The following is a 19717-nucleotide window of genomic DNA, read 5'->3' as shown; positions in this document are numbered from 1 at the left end:
CACGAATAGGGCGAATGTCCTGTGGTGGTGTCAAGCACCCTGGACATTTGTGCAAATCGGCGAAGATTCACGGCTCAATCGTGTGAAAACGTCATCATGCGTTGACGTTCCCCTGGCTAAACACCACAGATGTTCTACCGTTGCGGCGCGTCCTCCCTGGTGCCGCTTCAGGGCCAGCCGTCCCGAATCGCCGGTGCGGTCCTGGCAGATCATTCGGATACCTGCATGACCCGCGTCGCCGTGATCCAGCCCGACATCACCCTGAGCCTCGACTGGGAGGGTGTGATCCGCGACGCCTCCCTCTCGGACGCCATCCCATCCGAAAGGGTGCAGGAATGGCTCGGGCGACCGTGGATGGAGACGGTGGGGGAGATTGCCGGCCTGCAGGTCCGCCGCATGGTGGAGGATGCCCGCGCCAGCGGCGTCTCCGCCTATCTCCAGGTCACCCAGCGCTTTCCCTCGGGCCTCGAACTGCCGATCGAATACACCACCGTCCGCCTCGGCGGGCAGGCCGGGCTGATCGCGGTCGGCAAGAACCTGCAGGCGGTGGCGGAGCTGCAATCCCGCCTGGTCGCGGCCCAGCAGGCGCGGGAGCAGGATTACTGGAAGCTGCGCGAGATCGAGACCCGGTCCCGCCTGCTGTTCGACGCATCCAGCGAGGCGGTGCTGGTGATCGCCGCCTCCACCTTGCGCATCGTCGAGGCCAATCCGGCGGCGATCCGCGAGCTCGGCATGGCGCCGGGCTGGAATTTCTCGGATGAGGTCGCGCCGCGCGACCGCGCCGCGCTGCGGGACGTGCTGATGCGTGCCCGTGAACAGGGCCGCGCCCCCGGCATCATGGTGCATCTTGGCGCCGATGGGACGCCCTGGCTGTTGCGTGCATCCCTGATGGCGCGCACCCCGGGTCCGGTCTTCCTGATCCAGCTCAGCCCCGCCGCGCCGGCGGTGCAGCCGCGCGCGATTCCGCTGCGGGGCGACACGCTGCTGGAGGACATGCCGGATGGCTTCGTCGCCATCGATGCCGAAGGCGCCATCCGCCGCGCCAACCGCGCCTTCCTCGACCTCGCCCAGGCGGGGACGGAAGCCAGCATCATCGGTGAGAAACTGGACCGCTGGCTGGCCCAGCCCGGCATGGATATCGGCGTGCTGCTGAACACCATCACCCAGCACGGGGAGGTGCGGCTGTTCCCGACGCAGCTTACCGGCAACCTCGGCTCCGAGATCGAGGTGGAGATTTCCGGCTGCGCCGTGAACCGCGACGGCCAGCGCATGATCGGCCTGATCATCCGCGACATCGGCCGCCGGGTGCTCGCCTCCGGCGAGGCGGCGGCGCTGCGGACCGCGCTCGGCATGCTGGCCAATGATGTCGGCCGTGTGCCGCTGCCCACCATGGTCCGCAACACCGCGGCGCTGGTGGAACGCGCCTGCATCGAACAGGCCCTGCGCCTGGCCAATGGCAACCGCACCGCGGCGGCCGATGCGCTGGGTCTCAGCCGGCAAAGTCTCTACGCCAAGCTCGAACGGTACGAGATGGGCGAAGATCGCGAGGCCAACGAGGATCGCGGGCGGTGACCATCCAGCTGCCCGGCAGCGCTGCCGGCTCTCCCGCCTTCGGTGCGGCCGATCTCTCCAATTGCGAGCGGGAGCAGATCCACCTCGCCGCCTCGATCCAGCCGCATGGCGCGCTGCTCGCGCTGCGGGAGCCGGAGCTGACGGTGCTGCAGGTCAGCGCCAATGCCGCGGCCTTCCTCGGCCTGGACGGGCCGGCGCTGGGCCGCCGGCTGGCCGATTGCGCCCCCGACATCGCCCGCGCCATCGCGCCCCTGCTGGCCGACCCGCTGGACGTGGTACCGGCGGCGGTTCGCGTCTCCGGCACCGCGGCGGTGCCGCTCGACGTGCAGTTGCACCGGCCGATCGGCGGCGGCGTGATCCTGGAGCTGGAGCGCGCGGCGCCGGAGGATGATGGCGCCAGGCGTATCGAGCCCGCCTTGCAGGCCATCCTCGGCAGCTACGCGCTGAAGCCGCTATGCGAGGAAGTGGCCCGCATCTTCCGCGGGCTGACCGGCTACGACCGGGTCATGGTCTATCGCTTCGACGATGACGGCCATGGCGAGGTCTTCGCCGAGGAACATGCGGCGGGGCTGGAGCCCTATCTCGGCAACCGCTACCCGGCCTCCGACATCCCGGAAATCGCCCGGCGCCTGTACATCCGCAACCGGGTGCGCGTGGTGACCGATGTGCATTACGCGCCGGTGCCGCTGGAGCCGCGGCTTTCGCCGCTGACCGGGCAGGACCTGGACATGTCGCTGTGCGTGCTGCGCAGCACGTCGCCGATGCATGTGCAGTACCTGAAGAACATGGGGGTGGGGGCCACGCTGGTCGCCTCCATCCTGGTCGGCGGGCGGCTGTGGGGGCTGATCTCCTGCCACCACCAGACGCCGCGCCGCACCCCCTTCGCGCTGCGCGCCATCACGGAATTGCTGGCGGAAGCGGTGGGCACCCGCATCGCGGCGCTGGAATCCTTCGTGCAGTCGCAGGCGGAACTCGCCGTGCGCCGCCTGGAACAGCGGATGATCGAGGCGATCACCCGCGACGGCGACTGGCGCACCGCGCTGTTCGACAATGCGCAGACCCTGCTGCTGCCGCTGGGCGCCAGCGGCGCCGCCCTGCTGTTCGAGGGCCAGATGCAGACCGCCGGCGACGTGCCCGGCACCGCCGGCCTGCGCGACATCGGCAAATGGCTGGACAGCCGGCCACGCAGCTCGGCCGGCATCGCGCCCGTCATCGCCACCTCCTCCCTGGTCGGGGAGGCGCCGCATCTGGCGGGGCTGACGCGGGTTGCCAGCGGCGTGCTGGCGGCACCGATCTCCACCGCGCCGGGCGAATACCTAGTGTGGTTCCGGCCGGAGCAGGTCTCCACCGTCACCTGGGGCGGCGACCCGACCAAGCCGGTGCTGGTCGGCGACGACCCGCGCGACCTCTCGCCGCGTCGGTCCTTCGCCAAGTGGAACCAGGTGGTGGAGGGGCGGTCGGAGCCCTGGTCGCCGAAGGACCTGGCGACCGCGCGGCTGATCGGCGACACCGTCACCGACGTGGTCCTGCAGTTCCGCTCCGTCCGCATGCTGATCGCGGAGGACCAGCTGGCGCAGGTGCGCCGCCAGGTGGGGCTTTCCGCCCAGCCGGTGGTGATCTGCGACCAGTCCGGCAACATCGACCTGCGGAACGAGGCTTTCGACCGGCTGCTGCCCGGCCTGCGCGGCGCCGCGCCGCGTCGCATCGACCACCTGCTGCCCTATTTCGCCGACCCGGCCGAGGTCGGCCGCCGGCTGCGGGACGTGATGGAGAACAAGCGGTCCTGGCGCGGGGAGGTGCGGCTGGCGGATGGCCAGGGCGCCGGGCTCGGCGGCGGGCGGCCGGTGCTGGTGCGCGCCGACCCGGTCTTCTCCGCGCCCGACCGGGTGCTCGGCTTCGTCTTCCTGTTCAACGACCTGGCGGAGCGCAAGGCGGCGGACGCCGCGCGGCGGCGCTTCCAGGCGGGCATCGAGGAAGGCGCCCGTCGCCCCGGCGGGCGGCTGGACCGGCAGGCCGACATCGCCTTCCAGGCGATCCTCGCCTCGGTGGTGGAGAATGCGCAGCTCGCGGCGCTGGAGATCGCCGATGGCGTGGATGTGGCGCGCATGCCGGACCTGCTGGAATCCGTGCGGGCCTCCGTCGCCCGTACCGCCGCGGTGCTGGAGACGCTGATCCGCCATTCCAGCACCCCGCCGGCCGACGACCGCCCCAAGCCGGGAGGCGATTGAGCGATGCCCGTGGATGCCGCGCGTCTGGCGCTGCGGCAGGCCACGGGGGCTGTGCATGAGCGGCTGCACGGCGTCCCGGTCTTTGCACGGCTTGCCGCCGGGCGGATCGCACCGGCCGAATATGTCGGGCTGCTGCGCCGGCTGCTCGGCTTCCACCTGGGCGTGGAGGCCGCCCTCGGGGCCGCGCCCTCGCTATCCGCCTATGGCATAGAAGTCGCATCGCGGCGCCGCTCGCCCATGCTGGTGGCGGATCTGGTGGCGCTCGGCGCCGCGCCGCTGGCCCCGGTGGCGACCCTGCCTCCACCCGCCTGCGCCGCCTGGGCGATGGGCTGCCTGTATGTGACGGAGGGTTCGACCCTCGGTGGCCAGCATCTGGCGCGCGCCCTGGACGGCGTGCTGCCGGGGGAGGCGGGGCGCAGCTTCCTGCGCGGCTACGGCGCGCGGCACGGCGCCATGTGGCGGGATTGCTGCGCGGCGATCGAGGCCTGCGGCGCGGAGGCCGGGCGGCTGGCGGCGATGATCGCGGGCGCGGAGGCCACCTTCGAGCGCTTCGAGGCCTGGTTCAACCGGCCCGACCTCGGCCCCCGAAACAATCCCTTAGCAGCAGGGTAACAGGTACCGGCTCACGATGCCGGCATGACCCGATTCCAACCGACCACCTCGCCATCGGGCGCCGGCGTGCCTTGCTCTGGCCCGGCCCCGACCCGCCGGCTGCTGCTGGCCGGCCTGCCGCTGCTGGCCGGGCCGGCGCGGGCGATGCAGACCATGCCGCTGCGGCTTGGTGGCAGCGGCATGGGGCTGGCGATCACGCGGATGCTGCTCGACCTGGATGGCAGGGCGGGCGAGGCGCTGGGCATCACGGTCCTGTCCAGCCTGGGCACATCCGGCGGATTGGCCGCGCTTTCGGGGGGGCGCATCGACCTCGCCGTGGTCTCCCGCGACCTGAGCCCGGCGGAGATCAGTGCCGGCCTGGCCGCGCTACCCTTCGCCCGCACCCCCATCGGCTTCGCCACGCGCCAGGACACGCCGGTGGATGCCGTGACGACGGCGCAGGCTGCGGCCCTGCTGGCCGGCGGCACGCGGGAATGGTCGCAGGGCGTCCCGGTGCGCCTGGTGCGGCGCGACCGCAGCGAGACCGACTGGATCCGGGCCGGGCTCTCCTCGCCCATCCTCGCGGAGGCGATGGAACGGGCCCATGACCGGCCGGGCCTCGCCGTGGCCGTGTCGGACCAGGACAATGCCGACCTGCTCGAACGCCTGCCCGGCTCCTTCGGCCTGACAACGCTGGGCCAGACCCTTTCCGAATATCGCGGGCTGCGCCTGCTGCCGCTGGATGGCGTGGCGCCGGAGGTCGCGGCGCTGCAATCCGGCCGCTACCGGATGGCGCGCAGCATCCGGCTGGCCTGGCGCCGCGACGCGCCACCCTGGGTAACGGAATTCGTCGGCTTCCTGGCGACGCCGCAGGCCGGCCGGACCCTGCTGGAATTCGGGTTCGAGCCGCTGACAGGGCTGCGCCAATGAGTCAGCCGCGCGTCACCCCTGCGGCAGCGGAAGCCGCCGAGCGACTGACGGGGGAGGCGACGCTGGCGCGCCTCGTCAGCGGCTTCGCCGCCGGCATCGCCCTGCTTCTCGCCTTCACCGTCCCGGCCATGCATGCCTGGTCGACGCTGCGGGAGGAGCGGGCGGCGCTGTCCGCGGAGGCCCGCGTCCTCGCCCATGTCATCACCCAGTTCGCGACCCGCAACCCGGACATGTGGGTGTACCAGGACGCCCGGCTGCGCGCCCTGCTGAGCGCCGGGGACGATGCGCGGTCCACCCTGGAGGTGCGCGACGGAACCGGCCGGGTGATCGTGCAACTGCCGATGGATCTGGCCTGGCCGCGCCTTGCCGCCTCCGACACCATCTTCGATAGCGGCATGGCCGTGGGTTCGGTACGGGTCGAGCGATCCATGGTGCCGGCCCTGGCGGGGACCTCGCTGGTGGCGGTGCTGGCCCTGCTGCTGGCCGCTGGCTCCTACGCCGCGCTGCGGCTGCTGCCGCTGCGGTTGCTGCGGCAGGCGATGGGGCGCGCCACCTACCTGGCGACGCATGACCAGCTGACCGGCCTGCCCAACCGTCGCCTGTTCCACGACCGGCTGGCGCAGATCGGGTTGCGGACCAGCCGCTATGGCGGCGGCTTCGCGGTGCTGGCGCTGGACCTCGATCGATTCAAGGAGGTGAACGACACGCTGGGGCACGCCGCGGGCGATGAATTGCTGCGCCAGGTGGCGCGCGCCCTGGCCGCCACCCTGCGGGACAGCGACACGCTGGCGCGGCTGGGCGGCGACGAATTCGCCATCATCCAGGTCGATGCCCAGCAACCGCGCTCGGCGGAGGCGCTGGCGGCGCGGCTGGTGGAACGGCTGTCGATGCCCTTCGACCTGAATGGCAACCAGGCGCTGATCGGCACCAGCATCGGCATCGCCCTGTCCGGCGGGCCGAAGGCTGGGGCGGCGGAGATCGACCCGGGCCAGCTGCTGCAGGATGCCGACACCGCGCTGTACAGCGCCAAGGCGGAAGGGCGGAACGGCTTCCGCTTCTTCTCCGCCGAGATGAACCGCGCCCTGCAGGAAAGGCGGCAGGTGGAGCGCGACCTGCGCCGGGCGCTGGCCGAGGGGCAGTTGCGGCTGCATTACCAGCCGCAGGTGGATCTGGTGACGCAGCAGGTGGTGGGGCTGGAGGCATTGCTGCGCTGGGAACATCCGCAGCGCGGCCAGGTGATGCCGGATGCCTTCATCGGCGTGGCGGAGGAGATCGGCCTGCTGAACCGCATCGGCGAATGGGTCCTGCTGGAGGCCTGCGCCACCGCCATCCGCTGGCCCGGGCCGCGCATGGCGGTGAACATCTCCGCCAATCATTTCCAGAGCGCCGATTTCCTGCGCGCCGTGCGTCATGCACTGGACAGCACCGGCCTCAATCCCCGCCGGCTGGAGATCGAGATCACGGAAGGCGTGCTGCTGACGGATACGGAGCGCACGCTGGCCACGCTGGGCGCGCTGCGGGAGATGGGCGTGTCGGTGGCGATGGATGATTTCGGCACCGGCTATTCCTCGCTCGGCTACCTGCACAAATTCCGCTTCGACAAGATCAAGATCGACCGCAGCTTCGTCACCAGCCTGGGCGACGATCCGCAATCGGTCGCCATCATCCGCGCCGTCATCGCCATCACCCAGGCGCTCGGCCTGCGCTGCAACGCCGAGGGGGTGGAAAGCATCGCCCAGGCGGCGCTGCTGCGGGCCGAGGGCTGCACGGAGGCGCAGGGCTTCCTCTATGGCCGCGCCATGCCGGAGCAGGATCTGGCCGTGCTGCTCGGCGTCAGCCGCGATGCTGCGGCATGAGGATCACACGCCGCCATATCCGGCGCGGGTGATCCAGTAGTCCCAGGCGCGGGCCAGCGGCATGTCGGACAGCAGCATGGCGGCGGTCTTCTCCACCTCGCCAGGAGTCAGGTATTCGGGCGTGCCGTGCGGCAGGCTGGCCAGCACCATCTCCGCATTGTGCTTCATGTAGACGGCGGTGAAGACGGCGGCGCGCAGGTTGACGCCGACATTGCAGGCGCCATGGCCGCGCAGCATCACGCTGCGATTGCCGCCCAGTGCGCGGGCCAGGGAATGGCCGCGTGGCAGATCGTCGATCAGCATGTTGGTGTCGCCGAACTCCGGCTGGCTGTCCCACAGCGGCACCTCCGCGCCCATCACGCTGCCCATGTGGAAGATCGGCTTCAGCTGCAGCGTGCGGACCACCGTGAAGGGGATGACGCTACGCGCATGGTGATGGATGACGGACGTCACATCGGGCCGTGCCATGAAGATGGCCGAATGCAGCGCGCGTTCCGAATACATGCGGCGGCCATTCTGCGCGACGGGCGTGCCGTCCAGCTCGAATTCCATGATGTCGTCGGCAGTGACGGCGACGGGGCTGCGGCTGCGCGACAGGAAGTAGCGGTCCTTGCGTTCCGGGTGGCGCAGCGAGACATGGCCGAAATCGTCGATCACATCCTCCCGCGCCAGGATGCGGTTGGCGAGCACCAGCTCGCGGATGGCGTGGGCGACGGCGTCGCTGCTCATGTCGTGGTCTCCTGCATTGCGTTGCCGCCATAGAGCCAGGCGAGCGTATCCCGCCATTCCGCCTGCGACTTCGCGGCCATGATGCTGTTGCGCAGCGCGGCATGCGCGCCGGCGGGGTGGTAGATGTGGTCGCCCACGGCGCGGGACTGCAGCTGCACCCGCGCGGTGCGCAGGACGCGCGCATCGCGATAGGCCGTCAGCGCCGGTGCGACCTCGCTTTGATGCGTCGCCATCATCTGCGCCAGGCAAACCGCATCCTCCATCGCCATGCAGGCGCCCTGCGCCAGGTATTGCAGCGTGGGATGCGCGGCATCGCCGAGAAGCGCGACGCGGCCGTCCACCCAGCCCTCGATCGGGTCGCGGTCGCACAGCACCCACAGCTTCCAGTCGCGCCCCTGGCGGATGATCGATTGCGCCAGCTCGTGCACATGCTCGAAGCCGGCGAAGACTTCCTCATCCGGCACCGGCTTGCCAGCCACCGGCTCCGGCGCGTCGTTGTGGTAGGTGACGACCAGGTTGAACGCCTTCCAGCCCTGCAGCGGGTAGTGGACGATGTGGCATTTCGGCCCGGCCCACAGCGTCGCGGCGTTCCAGCGCAGCGCCTCCGGCATCTGTTCCGTCGGGATCACGCTGCGATAGGTGGTGTGGCCGGAGACGCGGGGCGCGCCATCCCCCACCAATTGCCGCCGCACCTTGGACCACAAGCCATCCGCGCCGATCAGCGCCCGCCCGCGCAGTCTTTCGCCGCCGGCCAGGATGGCGGTGACGCCGGACGCATCCTGTTCATACGCCACCACCTCCGCCGAGGTGCGAAGGCTGATGGAATCGCTGCGGCGGCAGCCTTGCAAAAATACGCCGTGCAGGTCGCCGCGATGGATCACGGCATAGGGCGCGCCGAAGCGGGCCCGAAAATCCTCGCCCAGATCGATGTGGCAGATCTCCTCCGCCGTCAGCGCATCCATCAGCCGCAGCCGGTCGATCTGGATCGCCATGGCGCGGGCGGTCTCGCCGATGCCGAGCCAGTCGAAGGCGTGGAAGGCGTTGGGGCCGAGCTGGATGCCCGCCCCCACCTCCCCCATTGTCGGCGCCTTCTCCAGCACCGTCACGGCAAAGCCCTGCCGCGCCAGGCCGAGCGCCGCGGCCAGCCCGCCGATGCCGCCGCCGGCGACCAGGATGGGCTCAATCATTCAGGCTTGATTCCCGCCTGTTCGGCGATGCGGGCATTCTTTGCATCCTCGGCCGCGATGAAGCTGGCGAAGCTGGTGGGCGTGTCGGTGGTGAAGGCCTCCGCCCCCATTGCCGTCAGCCGCTGCGCGATCTCGGCCTCCTTGCCGATGGCGTTGAGGTGCTGCGCCAGCGTCGCCGCCGCGTCGCCCGGCAGGCCGCGCGGACCCCAGACGGCGTACCAGAGAAGAAAATGCAGGCCCGGCAGCCCGGCCTCCTCCACGCTCGGCACCTCCGGCATGGCGGCGCTGCGGGTGGGGGAGACGACGGCGAAGGCGCGCAGCCGCCCGGCCTGCACCAGCGGCTGGGCGGAGAGCAGCGGCGCCACCATCAGCGCGACATTGCCGGCGACGACGTCGTTGATGGCCGGCGCTGTGCCGCGGTAATGCGCCACCACCGCATCCTCCGCGCCGACCCGGCGCTTCAGCCCCTCCGCCGCCAGATGCGCCATGGAGCCGGCGCCGGAGGTGGAGATGGTGTAGTCGCGCGGCGCCGCCTTCATCCGCTCCGCCAGCTGCGCCAGGGTGGTGGCGCGGCTCGCCTCCGGATGGCCGACGATGACCAGCGGCGCGGTGGCCAGGCGGGCGACCGGGGTGAAATCCGCCACCGGGTCATAGGCCAGGCCCGGGACCACGCGCTTGCCCATCAGGTGGATGTCGGCATTGACCAGGAAGGTCGCGCCATCCGGCGCGCTGCGCGCCACCTCCGCCGCGCCGATGGTGTTGTTGCCGCCGGCGCGGTTCTCGACAACCCAGCCCGGCCCGCCGCGCGCCGTCAGCCGCGCCGCGTAGAGCCGGCCGATCACGTCGATGGCGCCGCCCGGTGGGGCCGGCACCACCAGCCGCACGGGGCGGCCCTGGGCGTGCGATGGCCGCGCCAGGCCGGCCATGGCGGCGGCGGCCAATATGGTCCTGCGATTCATGATTTTGTTTCCTGCCCTGCAACGGCAGGATCGCGCGCTGGCCGGCGCTGTCAATCGGCCAGATTGGCTCGCGCCCGCAGCCATGTCGCAAGCTCCGCCCGCCGGTCGCCGGGCAGGGCGCGTTCCAGATGCAGGGTCAGGTGGCCGGCGCGGCGGTCCGGCGGCAGGCGGCAGGCATGGGTCCAGGTCTCGCCGCCCCGCCGGTGCAGCAGCACATAGAGCAGCGCCGGCCGACAGCGCCCCGCGCGGTCGCGCCACTGGCAGGCACCGACGAAATCCGCCGTGTCCTCAGGTCCCAGGAACAGGGAGAAATCCGGGCCATCGCCCGCCGAATCCAGCATGCCGTCCTCCAACACACGGACCGACGGCGGCGCTTCCCGAATAATTGCCGGAACGGCCGCATCCCCCCGGTGAAGGAGGCGCCACCTTGCCCGGGAGGGGCAGGTTGGCGTTGGGCGTCGGCCCAACTCTTGATGCAGGGGCGGAAATAGCAAGCGGCGGCGGATCGGGGCAAGGGGTTTCCCCCCTTGCCCCCTGGGAAGGTCAGCCGACCTCGAGCAGCTCCACGTCGAAGACCAGCGTGGCATTCGGCGGGATCACGCCGCCGGCGCCGCGCGCGCCGTAGCCGAACTCCGGCGGGATGGTCAGGGTGCGGTGGCCGCCCACCTTCATGCCCTGCACGCCCCGGTCCCAGCCCGCGATCACCTGGCCGGCGCCGAGCTGGAAGCGGAACGCCTCCCCCCGGTCGCGGGAGCTGTCGAACTTCCGGCCCTTCTTGTCGTCCGCCTTCGGGTCGAACAGCCAGCCCGTGTAATGCACCGCGACCGGCTTGCCGGAGACGGCGAGCGTGCCCTCGCCGACGGTGTGGTCAACCATTGCAACGCCCATGATCTCAGCCCTTTCGGAAGGTGATGTTCTTGGCCCCGTCCCACAGGACGGACCGCCCGATCTTCGCCAGGCGGTCCAGCCCGCCGGTGATCGTCAGGAAATGGTTGCCCGCGAGCTGCCCGGCCTTGGAGGAGAAGCAGCAGGGGCCGTAGGCGATCAGGATCTCGGTCTCGCTCACCCCGCCTGGGTATACGATGACATGGCCGGGCGCCGGGTGGCTGGTGGCATTCTCATGCCCGATGCCCAGGTCGCGGTCGCCCATCGGAATCCAGCAGGCCTCGCCGGACCAGCGCACATGGATGATGCGGTCGCTGAAGGGCAGCAACTCGCGGAACCGGGCGCAGGTCTGCGGGGCATCCTGGTCCTCGAAGCGGGCCTGAAAGACCTCGCCCGCGATCTCGATCTCGATATCCGTCACGTCACGCTGCCTCCGTACTGCCCGCCCCGCCTACGCGAGCCGTCGCGTCTTGCCAAGCGGCGCGGTAGGGAACGCAACCGTCGCGGGTGCCGACCGTTCTGGCCCGTGAGAGACAGGAGACGCCGATGCTACTGGCCCGGACGCGTGCCCTGCTCGCCGATACCATCCGCGGCTACATCGCCGACGAGGCCATGACGCGGGGCGCGGCGATCGCCTGCTACACCATGTTCTCCCTGGTGCCGCTGCTGGTGGTGGCGGTCGGCATCGCCAGCGTCTTCTTCGGTGAGACCATCGTGCGCGGGGCGGTGGACGCGCAACTCGTTGCCCTGGTGGGCCGCCAGGGCGCCAGCGCGGTGCAATCCATGGTGCGCGATGCCGGCGGGATCGAGGGCACCGGAGTGCCGGCCATCGTCGGCCTCGTGGTGCTGCTGATCACCGCGAGCGGTGTCTTCGCGGAATTGCAGGGCGCGCTCAACGCCATCTGGAAGACGACCGAGCCATCCATGACGGTGTCCTACCTGCTGCGCGCCCGGCTGCTGAGCATGGGCCTGGTGGGCGCCACCGGCTTCCTGCTGCTGGTCTCGCTGATCGCCAGCGCGCTGCTGGCGGCGCTCGGCGCCTGGACGGATGCGATGTTCCCGGAATTCGCCCCGGTGCTGCGGGCGATGAACATGGGCGTGTCCTTCCTGCTGACCGCGCTGCTGTTCGCCGCCATCTACAAGGTGCTGCCGGACCGGCGGCTGCGATGGCGGGACGTGGCGGTGGGCGCGCTGGTCACCGCCTTCCTGTTCACCATCGGGCGGGTGCTGATCGGCTGGTACCTGGGCGGCAGCGGCGTGGCGGCGCGCTATGGCGCGGCCGGGGCGCTGATCGTGGTGCTGCTGTGGGTGTATTATTCGGCCCAGGTCTTCCTGCTGGGCGCCGAATTCACCCGCGCCTGGACCGGGCGCATCGGCAGCCGGCGCAAGGCGCCGGTCGGCGGGGAGGTGGTGCCGCCGCCCTCGATCGGGGATGGGCGGGACGAGGTGGCGCCGGGGGAGAAATGAAGGCCCTATGCGGGCCGGCGTGACCGCAGCGCCGCGGCCAGCGTGCCCTCGTCCAGCACGTCCAGCGCGCCGCCCATCGGCACGCCCTGCGCCAGCCTTGTCACCGCCACTTCGGCGGGCTTCAGCCGGTCCGTCACGTAATGCGCCGTCGCGGTGCCATCCACCGTGGCGGGCAAGGCGAGGATCACCTCCTCCACCCCCTCGGCCGCGATGCGCGCCAGGAGGGGGCTGATCGACAGATCCTCCGGCCCCACCCCCGCCAGCGGGGACAGCACGCCGCCGAGCACATGGTACAGCCCCTGATGCGCATGCGCGCGTTCCAGCGCCCAGAGATCCGCCACGCCTTCGACCACGCAGACCAAATGCCGGTCGCGTCGCGGGTCGCGGCAGATGCCGCAGGGGGATTGGGCATCCAGGTTGCCGCAGCTTTCGCAGGGGCGCACGGCGCGGGCGGCGGCTTCCAGTGCCTGCGCCAGCGGCAGCATCGCCTCCTGCGGCCGCATCAGCATGCGCAGCGCCGCCCGCCGCGCGCTGCGCCGGCCGAGGCCGGGGATGCGCGAGAGCAGGGAGATCAGGTGCTCGATCGGGTCGCGGTCAGCCATGCATCACCGACCCATCCTCCAACGCAGCACCGGGACGTCCTTGCCACCCCGGCGACCGCCGAAATCCTGACGTGGCTTTGCCACGGCAGGGCGGCCAACGGCGCAGGATGGGCGCCCATCCGGGGCCCCCGCCGCGTTGCGCAGCAACGTGGTGGGGATCCTAGAAGGGCAGCTTGAGGCCACCCAGGCCCCCGAGCCCGCCGGGGATGTTCAGCCCGGCGGTGGCCTTCTGCATCTCCTCCGCCATCGTCGCCTCCACCTTCTGCTTGGCGTCGGCATGGGCGGCGACCAGCAGGTCCTCCAGCACCTCCCGGTCATCGGCCACCATCAGGGACGGGTCGATGGTGACGCGGCGCAGGTCGCCCTTGCCGGAGAGCAGCACCTTCACCATGCCGCCGCCGGCGCCGCCCTCGACCTCCGTCTGCTCCAGCTTCGCCTGCATTTCCTGCATGCGGGTCTGCATCTGCTGCGCCTGCTTCAGCATGTTGCCGAGGTTCTTCATGGGCTCTCAATCCTCCTGCGAAAGGTCGTCATCCAGCCCGGCCGATTCGGCATCGGGCGGGGCGAAGTCGCGGCCATCCCCGGCGGCGGCCATTTCCGCCGCCATGGCCGGGGGCAGGCCATAGGCATCCAGCGAGGCGTCGCGCACCGCCTCGATCTTCGCACCCGGAAAGGCGGCCAGCACGGCCTGCACCAGCGGGTGGGTCTGCGCCAGGGCCAGGCGGTCGGCCTCCGCCGTCTTGCCCTGTTCGGCCAGGGTCGGCTCGCCCCCCTCATTCACCAGCGAGACGGTCCAGCGTGTGCCGGTCGCTTCCTGCATCAGGGCGGTGATCTGCTGCGCCAGGTCGCGCGGCGCCTCCGGGCGGGGGCGGATCTCGATGCGGCCGGGGCTGATCCGCACCGGATGCACATTGAGCCGCAGATGCGCGTGCAGGCTGGGTTTCCGGCCGGAGGCCAGTGCCACGATCTCCCGGAAGCTGGACGGCATGGGCGCGGGCGCCGCGGCCTGTGGTGCGGTCTCGGCGAGTGCGGCCGGGGCGGGCGCCGCCATGGCCAGCGCGGCGCCGCCGCCGCCGGCGATCGCGCGCAACCCACCGCCTCCGCCGTTGGGCGCGGGCGCGGGCGCGGGCGCAGCGGTGGCCGGGCCGGCCTCGGTCAGGCGGCGCACCAGGTCGCCCGGGGTCGGCAGATCCGCCACATGGGCCAGGCGGATCAGCACCATCTCGGCGGCGGCGCGGCGGTTCACGCCATCCTGCGCCACCTCCGCCAGGCCCTTCAGCAGCATCTGCCAGGCCCGTGCCAGCACCGGGATGCCCAGCTTTTCCGCCAGCGCCGCGCCGCGGGTGCGCTCCGCCTCCGGCAGCGCCGGGTCGTCCTTCAGCGTCGGCACGGTCTTCATGCGCGACAGCAGGTGAACCAGCTCCAGCAGGTCGGACAGCACCACGGCCGGGTCGGTGCCGGTGGCGTGCGCGGCCTCGGACAGCGCCAGCGCCGCCGCGGTGTCGCCGGCCATCAGCGCTTCCATCAGGTCGATCGCCAGGCCGCGATCCGCCAGGCCGAGCATTTCCGTCACCAGCCCGGTGGTGACCGGCTCACCGCCGGCCAGCGCCATCGCCTGGTCGAGGATCGACAGGCCATCGCGCACGGAGCCATCGGCGGCGCGGGCGACCATGGCCAGCGCCTCGGCCTCCGCCGGCACGGATTCCAGGTCGCAGATGCGGGCAAAATGCGCGCGCAGCGTCTCCTGCGGCACCCGGGCCAGGCGGAAGGTCTGGCAGCGGGACAGGATGGTGGTGGGCACCTTTCGCAACTCGGTGGTCGCCAGCATGAACTTCACGTCCGGCGGCGGCTCCTCCAGCGTCTTCAGCAGCGCGTTGAAGGCGGCGTTGGACATCATATGGACCTCGTCCAGGATGATGACCTTGAAGCGGCCCTGGGCGGGGCGGAAGCGCAGGCGTTCGCGCAACTCCCGCACATCGTCGATGCCGTTGTTGCTGGCGGCGTCCAGCTCCTGCACGTCCGGGTGGCGGTCGGCCAGGATGGCGCGGCATTCGGAACAGACGCCGCAGGGCTCCGGCGTCGGCCCGCCCTGGCCGTCGGGGCCGATGCAGTTCAGCGCGCGGGCGATGATGCGGGCGGTGGTGGTCTTGCCGACGCCGCGGACGCCGGTGAGCATGAAGGCGTGGTGCACCCGGCCCTGGGCGAAGGCGTTCCGCAGGGTACGGACCAGGGCTTCCTGGCCGATCAGGTCGGCGAAGCTGGCGGGGCGGTATTTGCGGGCCAGGACCCGATAGGGCGTGCCGGCGGGGGCGGATGCGCCGGAGTCCGGTGCCGCGGGGGCCGCTGCGGCAGGGGCCCGTACCGTTGGGGCCGATGCTGCTGGGGCGGGCGCCGGGTCGCCGAACAGGCCCGGCCCGTCCTGCGGCGGCTCGGGAAGGTCCTGTGCAATGGGGTCGCCGAAGATGTCGCTGGTCATCGGGGCGCTGTCCGGGAAGCGGGGGCCCGGATGCCAGGGCCGCGGGAAAGGTGGAAGATCGGCGGGCGACCCGCGCGAGAACTCGTTACGGCTGCTTCCTTCCGGACCTGACCGGGTTGGCGAGGGGCACGTCCGTCGCCGACCTTCCGACCCCAATATCGGGCTTCCGGCCGCTCGGGGCAATGCCCCGCGGCCATTCTTGCCTTCAAGCGCCGGGCGGGTCGGGCGCCAGCTCCGCCGGGCTGGGTCGGGCGCCAGCTCCGCCGGGCTGGGTCGGGCGCCCGCCCTGCCAACCGCCGCTTGCGCGGATGGGTGCGGCGCTTGGTTGCCCCGATCACGCCCGCGTGGCAGGGTCCGCGCCGATGCTCTCCGTCCCCGCCAGCCGCCCCAACGCCTATACAGGCAGCCCGATCGACCGCGCGGGCACCCGCCGGGACGATGCCGACTGGATCGCCGAGGCGATCGCCGATCCCGAAACGCTGTTCGCCCCGGTCTGGCGCAGCCGCAGCCTGATGAAGGGGGTCGAGGACGGCCACCCCGAGGCGGTGCTGCTGACCGGCGCGGCCGCGGAAGCCGTGCGCATGGCCGGCGGCCCCTGGGCCTTCCTCGGCCTGTGGGCCGAACGCCCGGTCTTCGCGGTGGATTGCTCCGCCGCCGAGGATCCGCTGCCGCTGCTGCCCGAAGGCATGGGCGGCTTCACCGACCTGCGCCAGGTGGCCGGGCTGCTGCCGCCGGGGGAGGCTTCTGTCCTCGCCCATGCGCGCGGCCTGATGCATTGGCGCACCCGGCACCGCTTCTGCGGCGTCTGCGGCCATGAATGCGCCCCGCGCAGCGCCGGCAACGCCATGCAATGCACCAATTGCAACGCCCAGCATTTCCCGCGCACCGATCCGGCCGTGATCATGCTGGTGGTGCGCCAGGGCCGCTGCCTGCTGGGCCATTCGCACCGTTTTCCCAATGTCGCGATGTATTCCACCCTCGCGGGCTTCGTGGAGCCGGGCGAGAGCCTCGAGGAAGCGGTGCGGCGGGAGGTGATGGAAGAAGCCTCCATCGAGGTGGGGGACGTGCTGTACCATTCCTCGCAACCCTGGCCCTTCCCGGCCAGCATCATGCTGGGCTTCCATGCCGAGGGGCTGTCGGATGAGATCCGCATCGACCCTGAGGAGCTGAAGGACGCCCGCTGGTTCACGCGGGACCAGTTGCGTGACCCGGCGGCGCATGGATTTTCCCTGCCGCGCGTCGATTCGATTGCCCGGCGGCTGATCGAGGATTGGCTGGAGCAGGAAGCATGAAGCTGTTGGTCCCCACCTCCCTGGCCGCAATCCTGCTGCTGGCCGGTTGCGGCGGCCGCACGGCCCCCACGCCCGCCATGGCCGAGACGCCGGCGCACGCCGAATGCCGGGCGGAGGCGCGGCAGGCGCCGGCGGTGGCCGCCGAATCGCGCCGGGTCGTCATCGGCCTGCCCTCCAGCGAGGACCGCTTCGCCCGGGCGCGCCAGGAAGCCGAGGGCCGCGCCTTCACCGACTGCCTGCGCCGCCGTGGCCTGGCCCGTGGCGGCGGAGTCGAGCCGCTGCGCCAGTCGGGTTTCTGACCGTGCCGCGCCGCGTCCTTCGCCCCACCTTGCCGCGGCCCGCCTCGCTGCGGCCCGCGCGGCAGCTGGGGCGATGAGCGGCGCCGCGCCGCAGACCCGCGGCCTGATCGGTTTCCTGGACGCGCTGCGCGACGGGCAGGTGGTGGTGGGCTGGGCCGCGGATCCCAGGGACCCTGCGGCGCGGCCAGTGATCCGGCTGATGCGCGGGCTGGAGGTCCTGGCGGAATGCACCGCGGATGTGGCCCGCGACGATGGCAACCCCGGCTTCCGCCTGCGCGCCCCGGTGCCGCTGGCGCCGGAGGATTTCCTGGAAGGCCGTGTGCGGGTGCGGGCGCTGCTGCCCGGCCACCACGCGGCCACCACCCTGGCGATGACCCGGCGGATGCGGGAGCAGCTGGAATCCGCGGCGGGCTGGGAGCCAACCACCCAGGCCGCGCCACCCGCGGCGCCCCGGCCCGCCCCGGCCGTGCAAGAGCCGGAGCCGCCGCAGGCGACGCCCGAGCCTGACCTGCCGGAGCCTACCGGTCCCCAGCCTACCAGTCCCCAGTCTATCGGTCCCGAGCCTGCCGGTCCTCAAGCGGCCCGCCCAGAGCCTGCGGCACCCGAACCCGCCGCCCTTCCAGTCTCCGCCGCCACCTGGTCCGCGCCGGGCTGGGTGCCGCGGCCGCCGGCGCCCGGGGAGCGGCCGAAGCCTGCTGTCGCACCGGTGCCTCCACCCACCCCGGACACGCACTCGCCAGTTTCCACCGCGCCGGTCGCTCCCCCGACGGGCGCGCCCTCGGCCGCCACACCGCCGCCCGACATCGGCCCCGACCCGGAGCCACCGCTGCCAGCGCCGCTCGCGGCCATGAACGCGCTGGCGCGGCTGGCGGAGGCGGTGCACCGCCCGGTGCTGCATCTGCTGGTGCCGGTGCGCGGCTCCGTGCTGGGCGGGGTGGCTTCGCCTGGCCTGGCGGCGCTGGAGGCCCTGGCGGCGGCGCGGCCGCTGCTGGCGCGGGACTGGGTGCCGCTGCGGCACGCCTTCGCCCGTCAGCCACAACCCGCGACGCTGTGGCGGCTGGATGGCGCCAGCCTGACGGTGGAGGGCTGCGTGGCGCTGCTGACCACCCTGCTGGCGGTGCTGCAGCTGCGGCATCCCAAGGCCGGGGACCATCTGCTGCGGGCGGCCGGGCTGCTTGCCCGCGCCGATCTGGTCGCCTTGCCGCGGCGCGACGTGTCGCCAGGGGCGGGCGGGCCGGAAGCCGGCCCGGCGCGACGGGAAGCCTTCCTGGGCGTGTCGGTGGCGGAGACGGAGCCGGCGCTGCCCGCGGAGCTTTTCGCTGACCTGCCGGCGCCGCGTGCGACGGGCCCGGCGCTGCCCGGGCTGGAAGCCTGGTCCACCGAAGCCGCGCCGCTGCCCTGGCGCGTGGTGGTGCTGGCCGAGCCCGGCCTCGGTGGCAGCGACGGGCCGGCGCGCATCGGCTGGTGGCTGCGCCGGATGGTGGCGGAATGCGTGCTCAGCGAAGCGCTGCACATCGCCCGGCCCGAGGCCGCGCTCGGGCTGCAGCCGGACCTGGTGCTGACCCTTGCGGCGGAGCCTCGGTAGGCCGCCTCCTCAGTTCCCCTCGCGCTGCGCCAGCCGCAGCGGATGCGCGCGGTAGGTGCCGAGGATGCGGAGATCGGCCGAGAAGTAGGACAGCTCCTCCAGCGCCCGAGCCAGGCCCGGCTCGTCCGGCCGGCCATCGACATCGGCCAGGAACTGCGTGGCGGTGAAGGCGCCGCCGACCATGTAGCTTTCCAGCTTGGTCATGTTCACGCCATTGGTCGCGAAGCCGCCCAGCGCCTTGTACAGCGCGGCCGGGATGTTGCGGACGCGGAAGACGAAGCTGGTCACCCAGTCGCCGGCCTCGAAGGGCGGCGCGAGCTGGGTCAGGGAGCAGACATAGAAGCGCGTGGTGTTGTGCGCCGCGTCCTCGACATTCTTCCGCAGGATCTCGAGGCCGTAGATCTCGGCCGCCAGCTGGCTGGCGATGGCCGCATCCTCGACCCCGCCGCGCTCCGCGATCAGGCTGGCCGCGCCGGCGGTATCCGCCTCGATCACGGGCTGCAGGTTCAGGTCCCGCAACAGGTTCAGCACCTGGCCGAGCGCGACCGGGTGGCTGTGGGCGCGCTTCAGCGTGGCGATCGAGGCACCCTTCGGGGCCAGCAGGCAATGCTCGACCCGTTCGAAATGCTCGCCCACGACATGCAGGCCGCTATCGGGCAGCAGGCGGTGGATGTCCGGCACGCGGCCGGCCAGCGAATTCTCGCAGGGCAGCATGGCCAGCCCGGCGCGGCCCTCGCGCACCGCCGCGATCGCCGCCTCGAAGGAAGCGCAGGGCAGTGTGGTCCAGCCGGGATAGGCCTGGCGGCAGGCGAGGTCGGAATAGGCGCCGGGCAGGCCCTGGAAGGCGATGATCCCGGAAGGGGCTTGGGGCATGGGGTGCTGAAGGTCCTGCACGCGGCGTCCGCACGGGTTGTCGTTAACCGCCGGCGCCTATATTGTCCGGCAGGTTTTACGGCAGGCCGGAACCGGCGCAAGCCCGCCGCACCAGGTCGTTCATGAACCTGCGTTTCATGCTGGCCGTGCGGTGGCCCGGTTTTTGGCAGCCCTCAGCGGCGCTTC

The 19717-nt window shown here is 71.9% G+C and carries 19 protein-coding genes, 1 other RNA gene and 1 riboswitch; of the genes, 9 read left to right on the top strand and 11 right to left on the bottom strand.

Annotation, left to right across the window (positions count from 1 at the left end; all coding sequences use genetic code 11):
* Positions 1-225 precede the first annotated feature (225 nt).
* Genes ppsR through HB662_RS10575 form a run of 5 tightly spaced genes read left to right on the top strand, consistent with a single transcriptional unit; the run spans position 226 to position 7177 of the window.
* Positions 226-1572 (top strand): transcriptional regulator PpsR, encoded by a 1347-nt coding sequence (gene ppsR, locus HB662_RS10595; RefSeq protein WP_168049695.1) that lies wholly within the window; start codon positions 226-228, stop codon positions 1570-1572.
* Positions 1569-3800, top strand: coding sequence for a GAF domain-containing protein (locus tag HB662_RS10590; protein WP_209443220.1), 2232 nt, complete (start codon positions 1569-1571; stop codon positions 3798-3800). Before ppsR ends, HB662_RS10590 begins: the two co-directional genes overlap by 4 nt.
* A 3-nt stretch (positions 3801-3803) precedes the next feature.
* Positions 3804-4412: a biliverdin-producing heme oxygenase gene (locus tag HB662_RS10585; protein WP_168049694.1), complete on the top strand. Its 609-nt coding sequence runs from the start codon at positions 3804-3806 to the stop codon at positions 4410-4412.
* A gap of 24 nt (positions 4413-4436) precedes the next feature.
* On the top strand, positions 4437-5321 hold the full coding sequence (locus HB662_RS10580; RefSeq protein WP_168049693.1) for a substrate-binding domain-containing protein: 885 nt from the start codon (positions 4437-4439) through the stop codon (positions 5319-5321).
* On the top strand, positions 5318-7177 hold the full coding sequence (locus HB662_RS10575; RefSeq protein ID WP_168049692.1) for a putative bifunctional diguanylate cyclase/phosphodiesterase: 1860 nt from the start codon (positions 5318-5320) through the stop codon (positions 7175-7177). Before HB662_RS10580 ends, HB662_RS10575 begins: the two co-directional genes overlap by 4 nt.
* Before the next feature lie 3 nt (positions 7178-7180).
* On the opposite strand, the gene HB662_RS10570 is transcribed toward HB662_RS10575, so the two are convergent.
* From HB662_RS10570 to HB662_RS10545, 6 genes are all read right to left on the bottom strand, one after another.
* A complete protein-coding gene (locus HB662_RS10570) occupies positions 7181-7906 on the bottom strand; it encodes a class II aldolase/adducin family protein (RefSeq protein WP_168049691.1) in 726 nt (241 codons plus the stop codon).
* Positions 7903-9093, bottom strand: a complete 1191-nt coding sequence (locus HB662_RS10565) for a 3-hydroxybenzoate 6-monooxygenase (RefSeq protein ID WP_168049690.1) — start codon at positions 9091-9093, stop codon at positions 7903-7905. Before HB662_RS10565 ends, HB662_RS10570 begins: the two co-directional genes overlap by 4 nt.
* Complete coding sequence (locus tag HB662_RS10560) at positions 9090-10052, bottom strand: Bug family tripartite tricarboxylate transporter substrate binding protein (RefSeq protein WP_168049689.1); 963 nt, start codon at positions 10050-10052, stop codon at positions 9090-9092. The genes HB662_RS10565 and HB662_RS10560 overlap by 4 nt, the downstream gene beginning before the upstream one ends.
* A gap of 50 nt (positions 10053-10102) precedes the next feature.
* The gene (locus HB662_RS10555) at positions 10103-10393 is read right to left on the bottom strand and encodes a hypothetical protein (protein WP_168049688.1); all 291 of its coding nucleotides are present in this window, start codon (positions 10391-10393) and stop codon (positions 10103-10105) included.
* 30 nt (positions 10394-10423) lie between these two features.
* Positions 10424-10534, bottom strand: a riboswitch (SAM-I-IV-variant riboswitch).
* Positions 10535-10595: 61 nt separating this feature from the next.
* Positions 10596-10928, bottom strand: coding sequence for an FKBP-type peptidyl-prolyl cis-trans isomerase (locus HB662_RS10550; RefSeq protein WP_245185573.1), 333 nt, complete (start codon positions 10926-10928; stop codon positions 10596-10598).
* 16 nt (positions 10929-10944) lie between these two features.
* Positions 10945-11358, bottom strand: a complete 414-nt coding sequence (locus tag HB662_RS10545) for a DUF3830 family protein (RefSeq protein ID WP_168049686.1) — start codon at positions 11356-11358, stop codon at positions 10945-10947.
* Positions 11359-11483: 125 nt separating this feature from the next.
* On the opposite strand from HB662_RS10545, the gene HB662_RS10540 reads away from it, so the two are divergent.
* Positions 11484-12404: a YihY/virulence factor BrkB family protein gene (locus tag HB662_RS10540; RefSeq protein ID WP_245185572.1), complete on the top strand. Its 921-nt coding sequence runs from the start codon at positions 11484-11486 to the stop codon at positions 12402-12404.
* Between the two features lie 5 nt (positions 12405-12409).
* Here the strand turns inward: HB662_RS10540 and recR are convergent, their stop codons facing one another.
* The 4 genes from recR to ffs form a co-directional block, all read right to left on the bottom strand.
* A complete protein-coding gene (recR, locus tag HB662_RS10535; RefSeq protein WP_168049685.1) occupies positions 12410-13006 on the bottom strand; it encodes a recombination mediator RecR in 597 nt (198 codons plus the stop codon).
* A gap of 160 nt (positions 13007-13166) precedes the next feature.
* On the bottom strand, positions 13167-13508 hold the full coding sequence (locus HB662_RS10530; protein WP_168049684.1) for a YbaB/EbfC family nucleoid-associated protein: 342 nt from the start codon (positions 13506-13508) through the stop codon (positions 13167-13169).
* 6 nt (positions 13509-13514) lie between these two features.
* Positions 13515-15482 (bottom strand): DNA polymerase III subunit gamma/tau, encoded by a 1968-nt coding sequence (locus HB662_RS10525; protein ID WP_168049683.1) that lies wholly within the window; start codon positions 15480-15482, stop codon positions 13515-13517.
* Between the two features lie 50 nt (positions 15483-15532).
* An RNA gene (ffs, locus tag HB662_RS10520) (signal recognition particle sRNA small type) lies at positions 15533-15629 on the bottom strand.
* Between the two features lie 215 nt (positions 15630-15844).
* Between ffs and nudC the strand changes: the two genes are divergently transcribed.
* The 3 genes from nudC to HB662_RS10505 all read left to right on the top strand — a co-directional run bounded on the left by nudC (position 15845) and on the right by HB662_RS10505 (position 18658).
* Entirely contained in the window at positions 15845-16774 is a 930-nt protein-coding gene (nudC, locus tag HB662_RS10515; RefSeq protein ID WP_168049682.1) for an NAD(+) diphosphatase, read from the top strand.
* On the top strand, positions 16771-17073 hold the full coding sequence (locus HB662_RS10510) for a phosphoribosylamine--glycine ligase (RefSeq protein WP_168049681.1): 303 nt from the start codon (positions 16771-16773) through the stop codon (positions 17071-17073). Before nudC ends, HB662_RS10510 begins: the two co-directional genes overlap by 4 nt.
* A 73-nt stretch (positions 17074-17146) precedes the next feature.
* Complete coding sequence (locus HB662_RS10505; RefSeq protein WP_168049680.1) at positions 17147-18658, top strand: hypothetical protein; 1512 nt, start codon at positions 17147-17149, stop codon at positions 18656-18658.
* A 9-nt stretch (positions 18659-18667) separates the two neighbouring features.
* On the opposite strand, the gene HB662_RS10500 is transcribed toward HB662_RS10505, so the two are convergent.
* The gene (locus tag HB662_RS10500; RefSeq protein ID WP_168049679.1) at positions 18668-19531 is read right to left on the bottom strand and encodes a prephenate dehydratase; all 864 of its coding nucleotides are present in this window, start codon (positions 19529-19531) and stop codon (positions 18668-18670) included.
* Between the last annotated feature and the right edge of the window lie 186 nt (positions 19532-19717).

The sequence above is a fragment of the Falsiroseomonas frigidaquae genome (assembly GCF_012163145.1).
Taxonomy (GTDB): Bacteria; Pseudomonadota; Alphaproteobacteria; order Acetobacterales; family Acetobacteraceae; genus Falsiroseomonas; species Falsiroseomonas frigidaquae.
The sequence above is the reverse complement of the archived record's forward strand: the minus strand, read 5'-3'. Positions and strand labels throughout refer to the sequence as shown.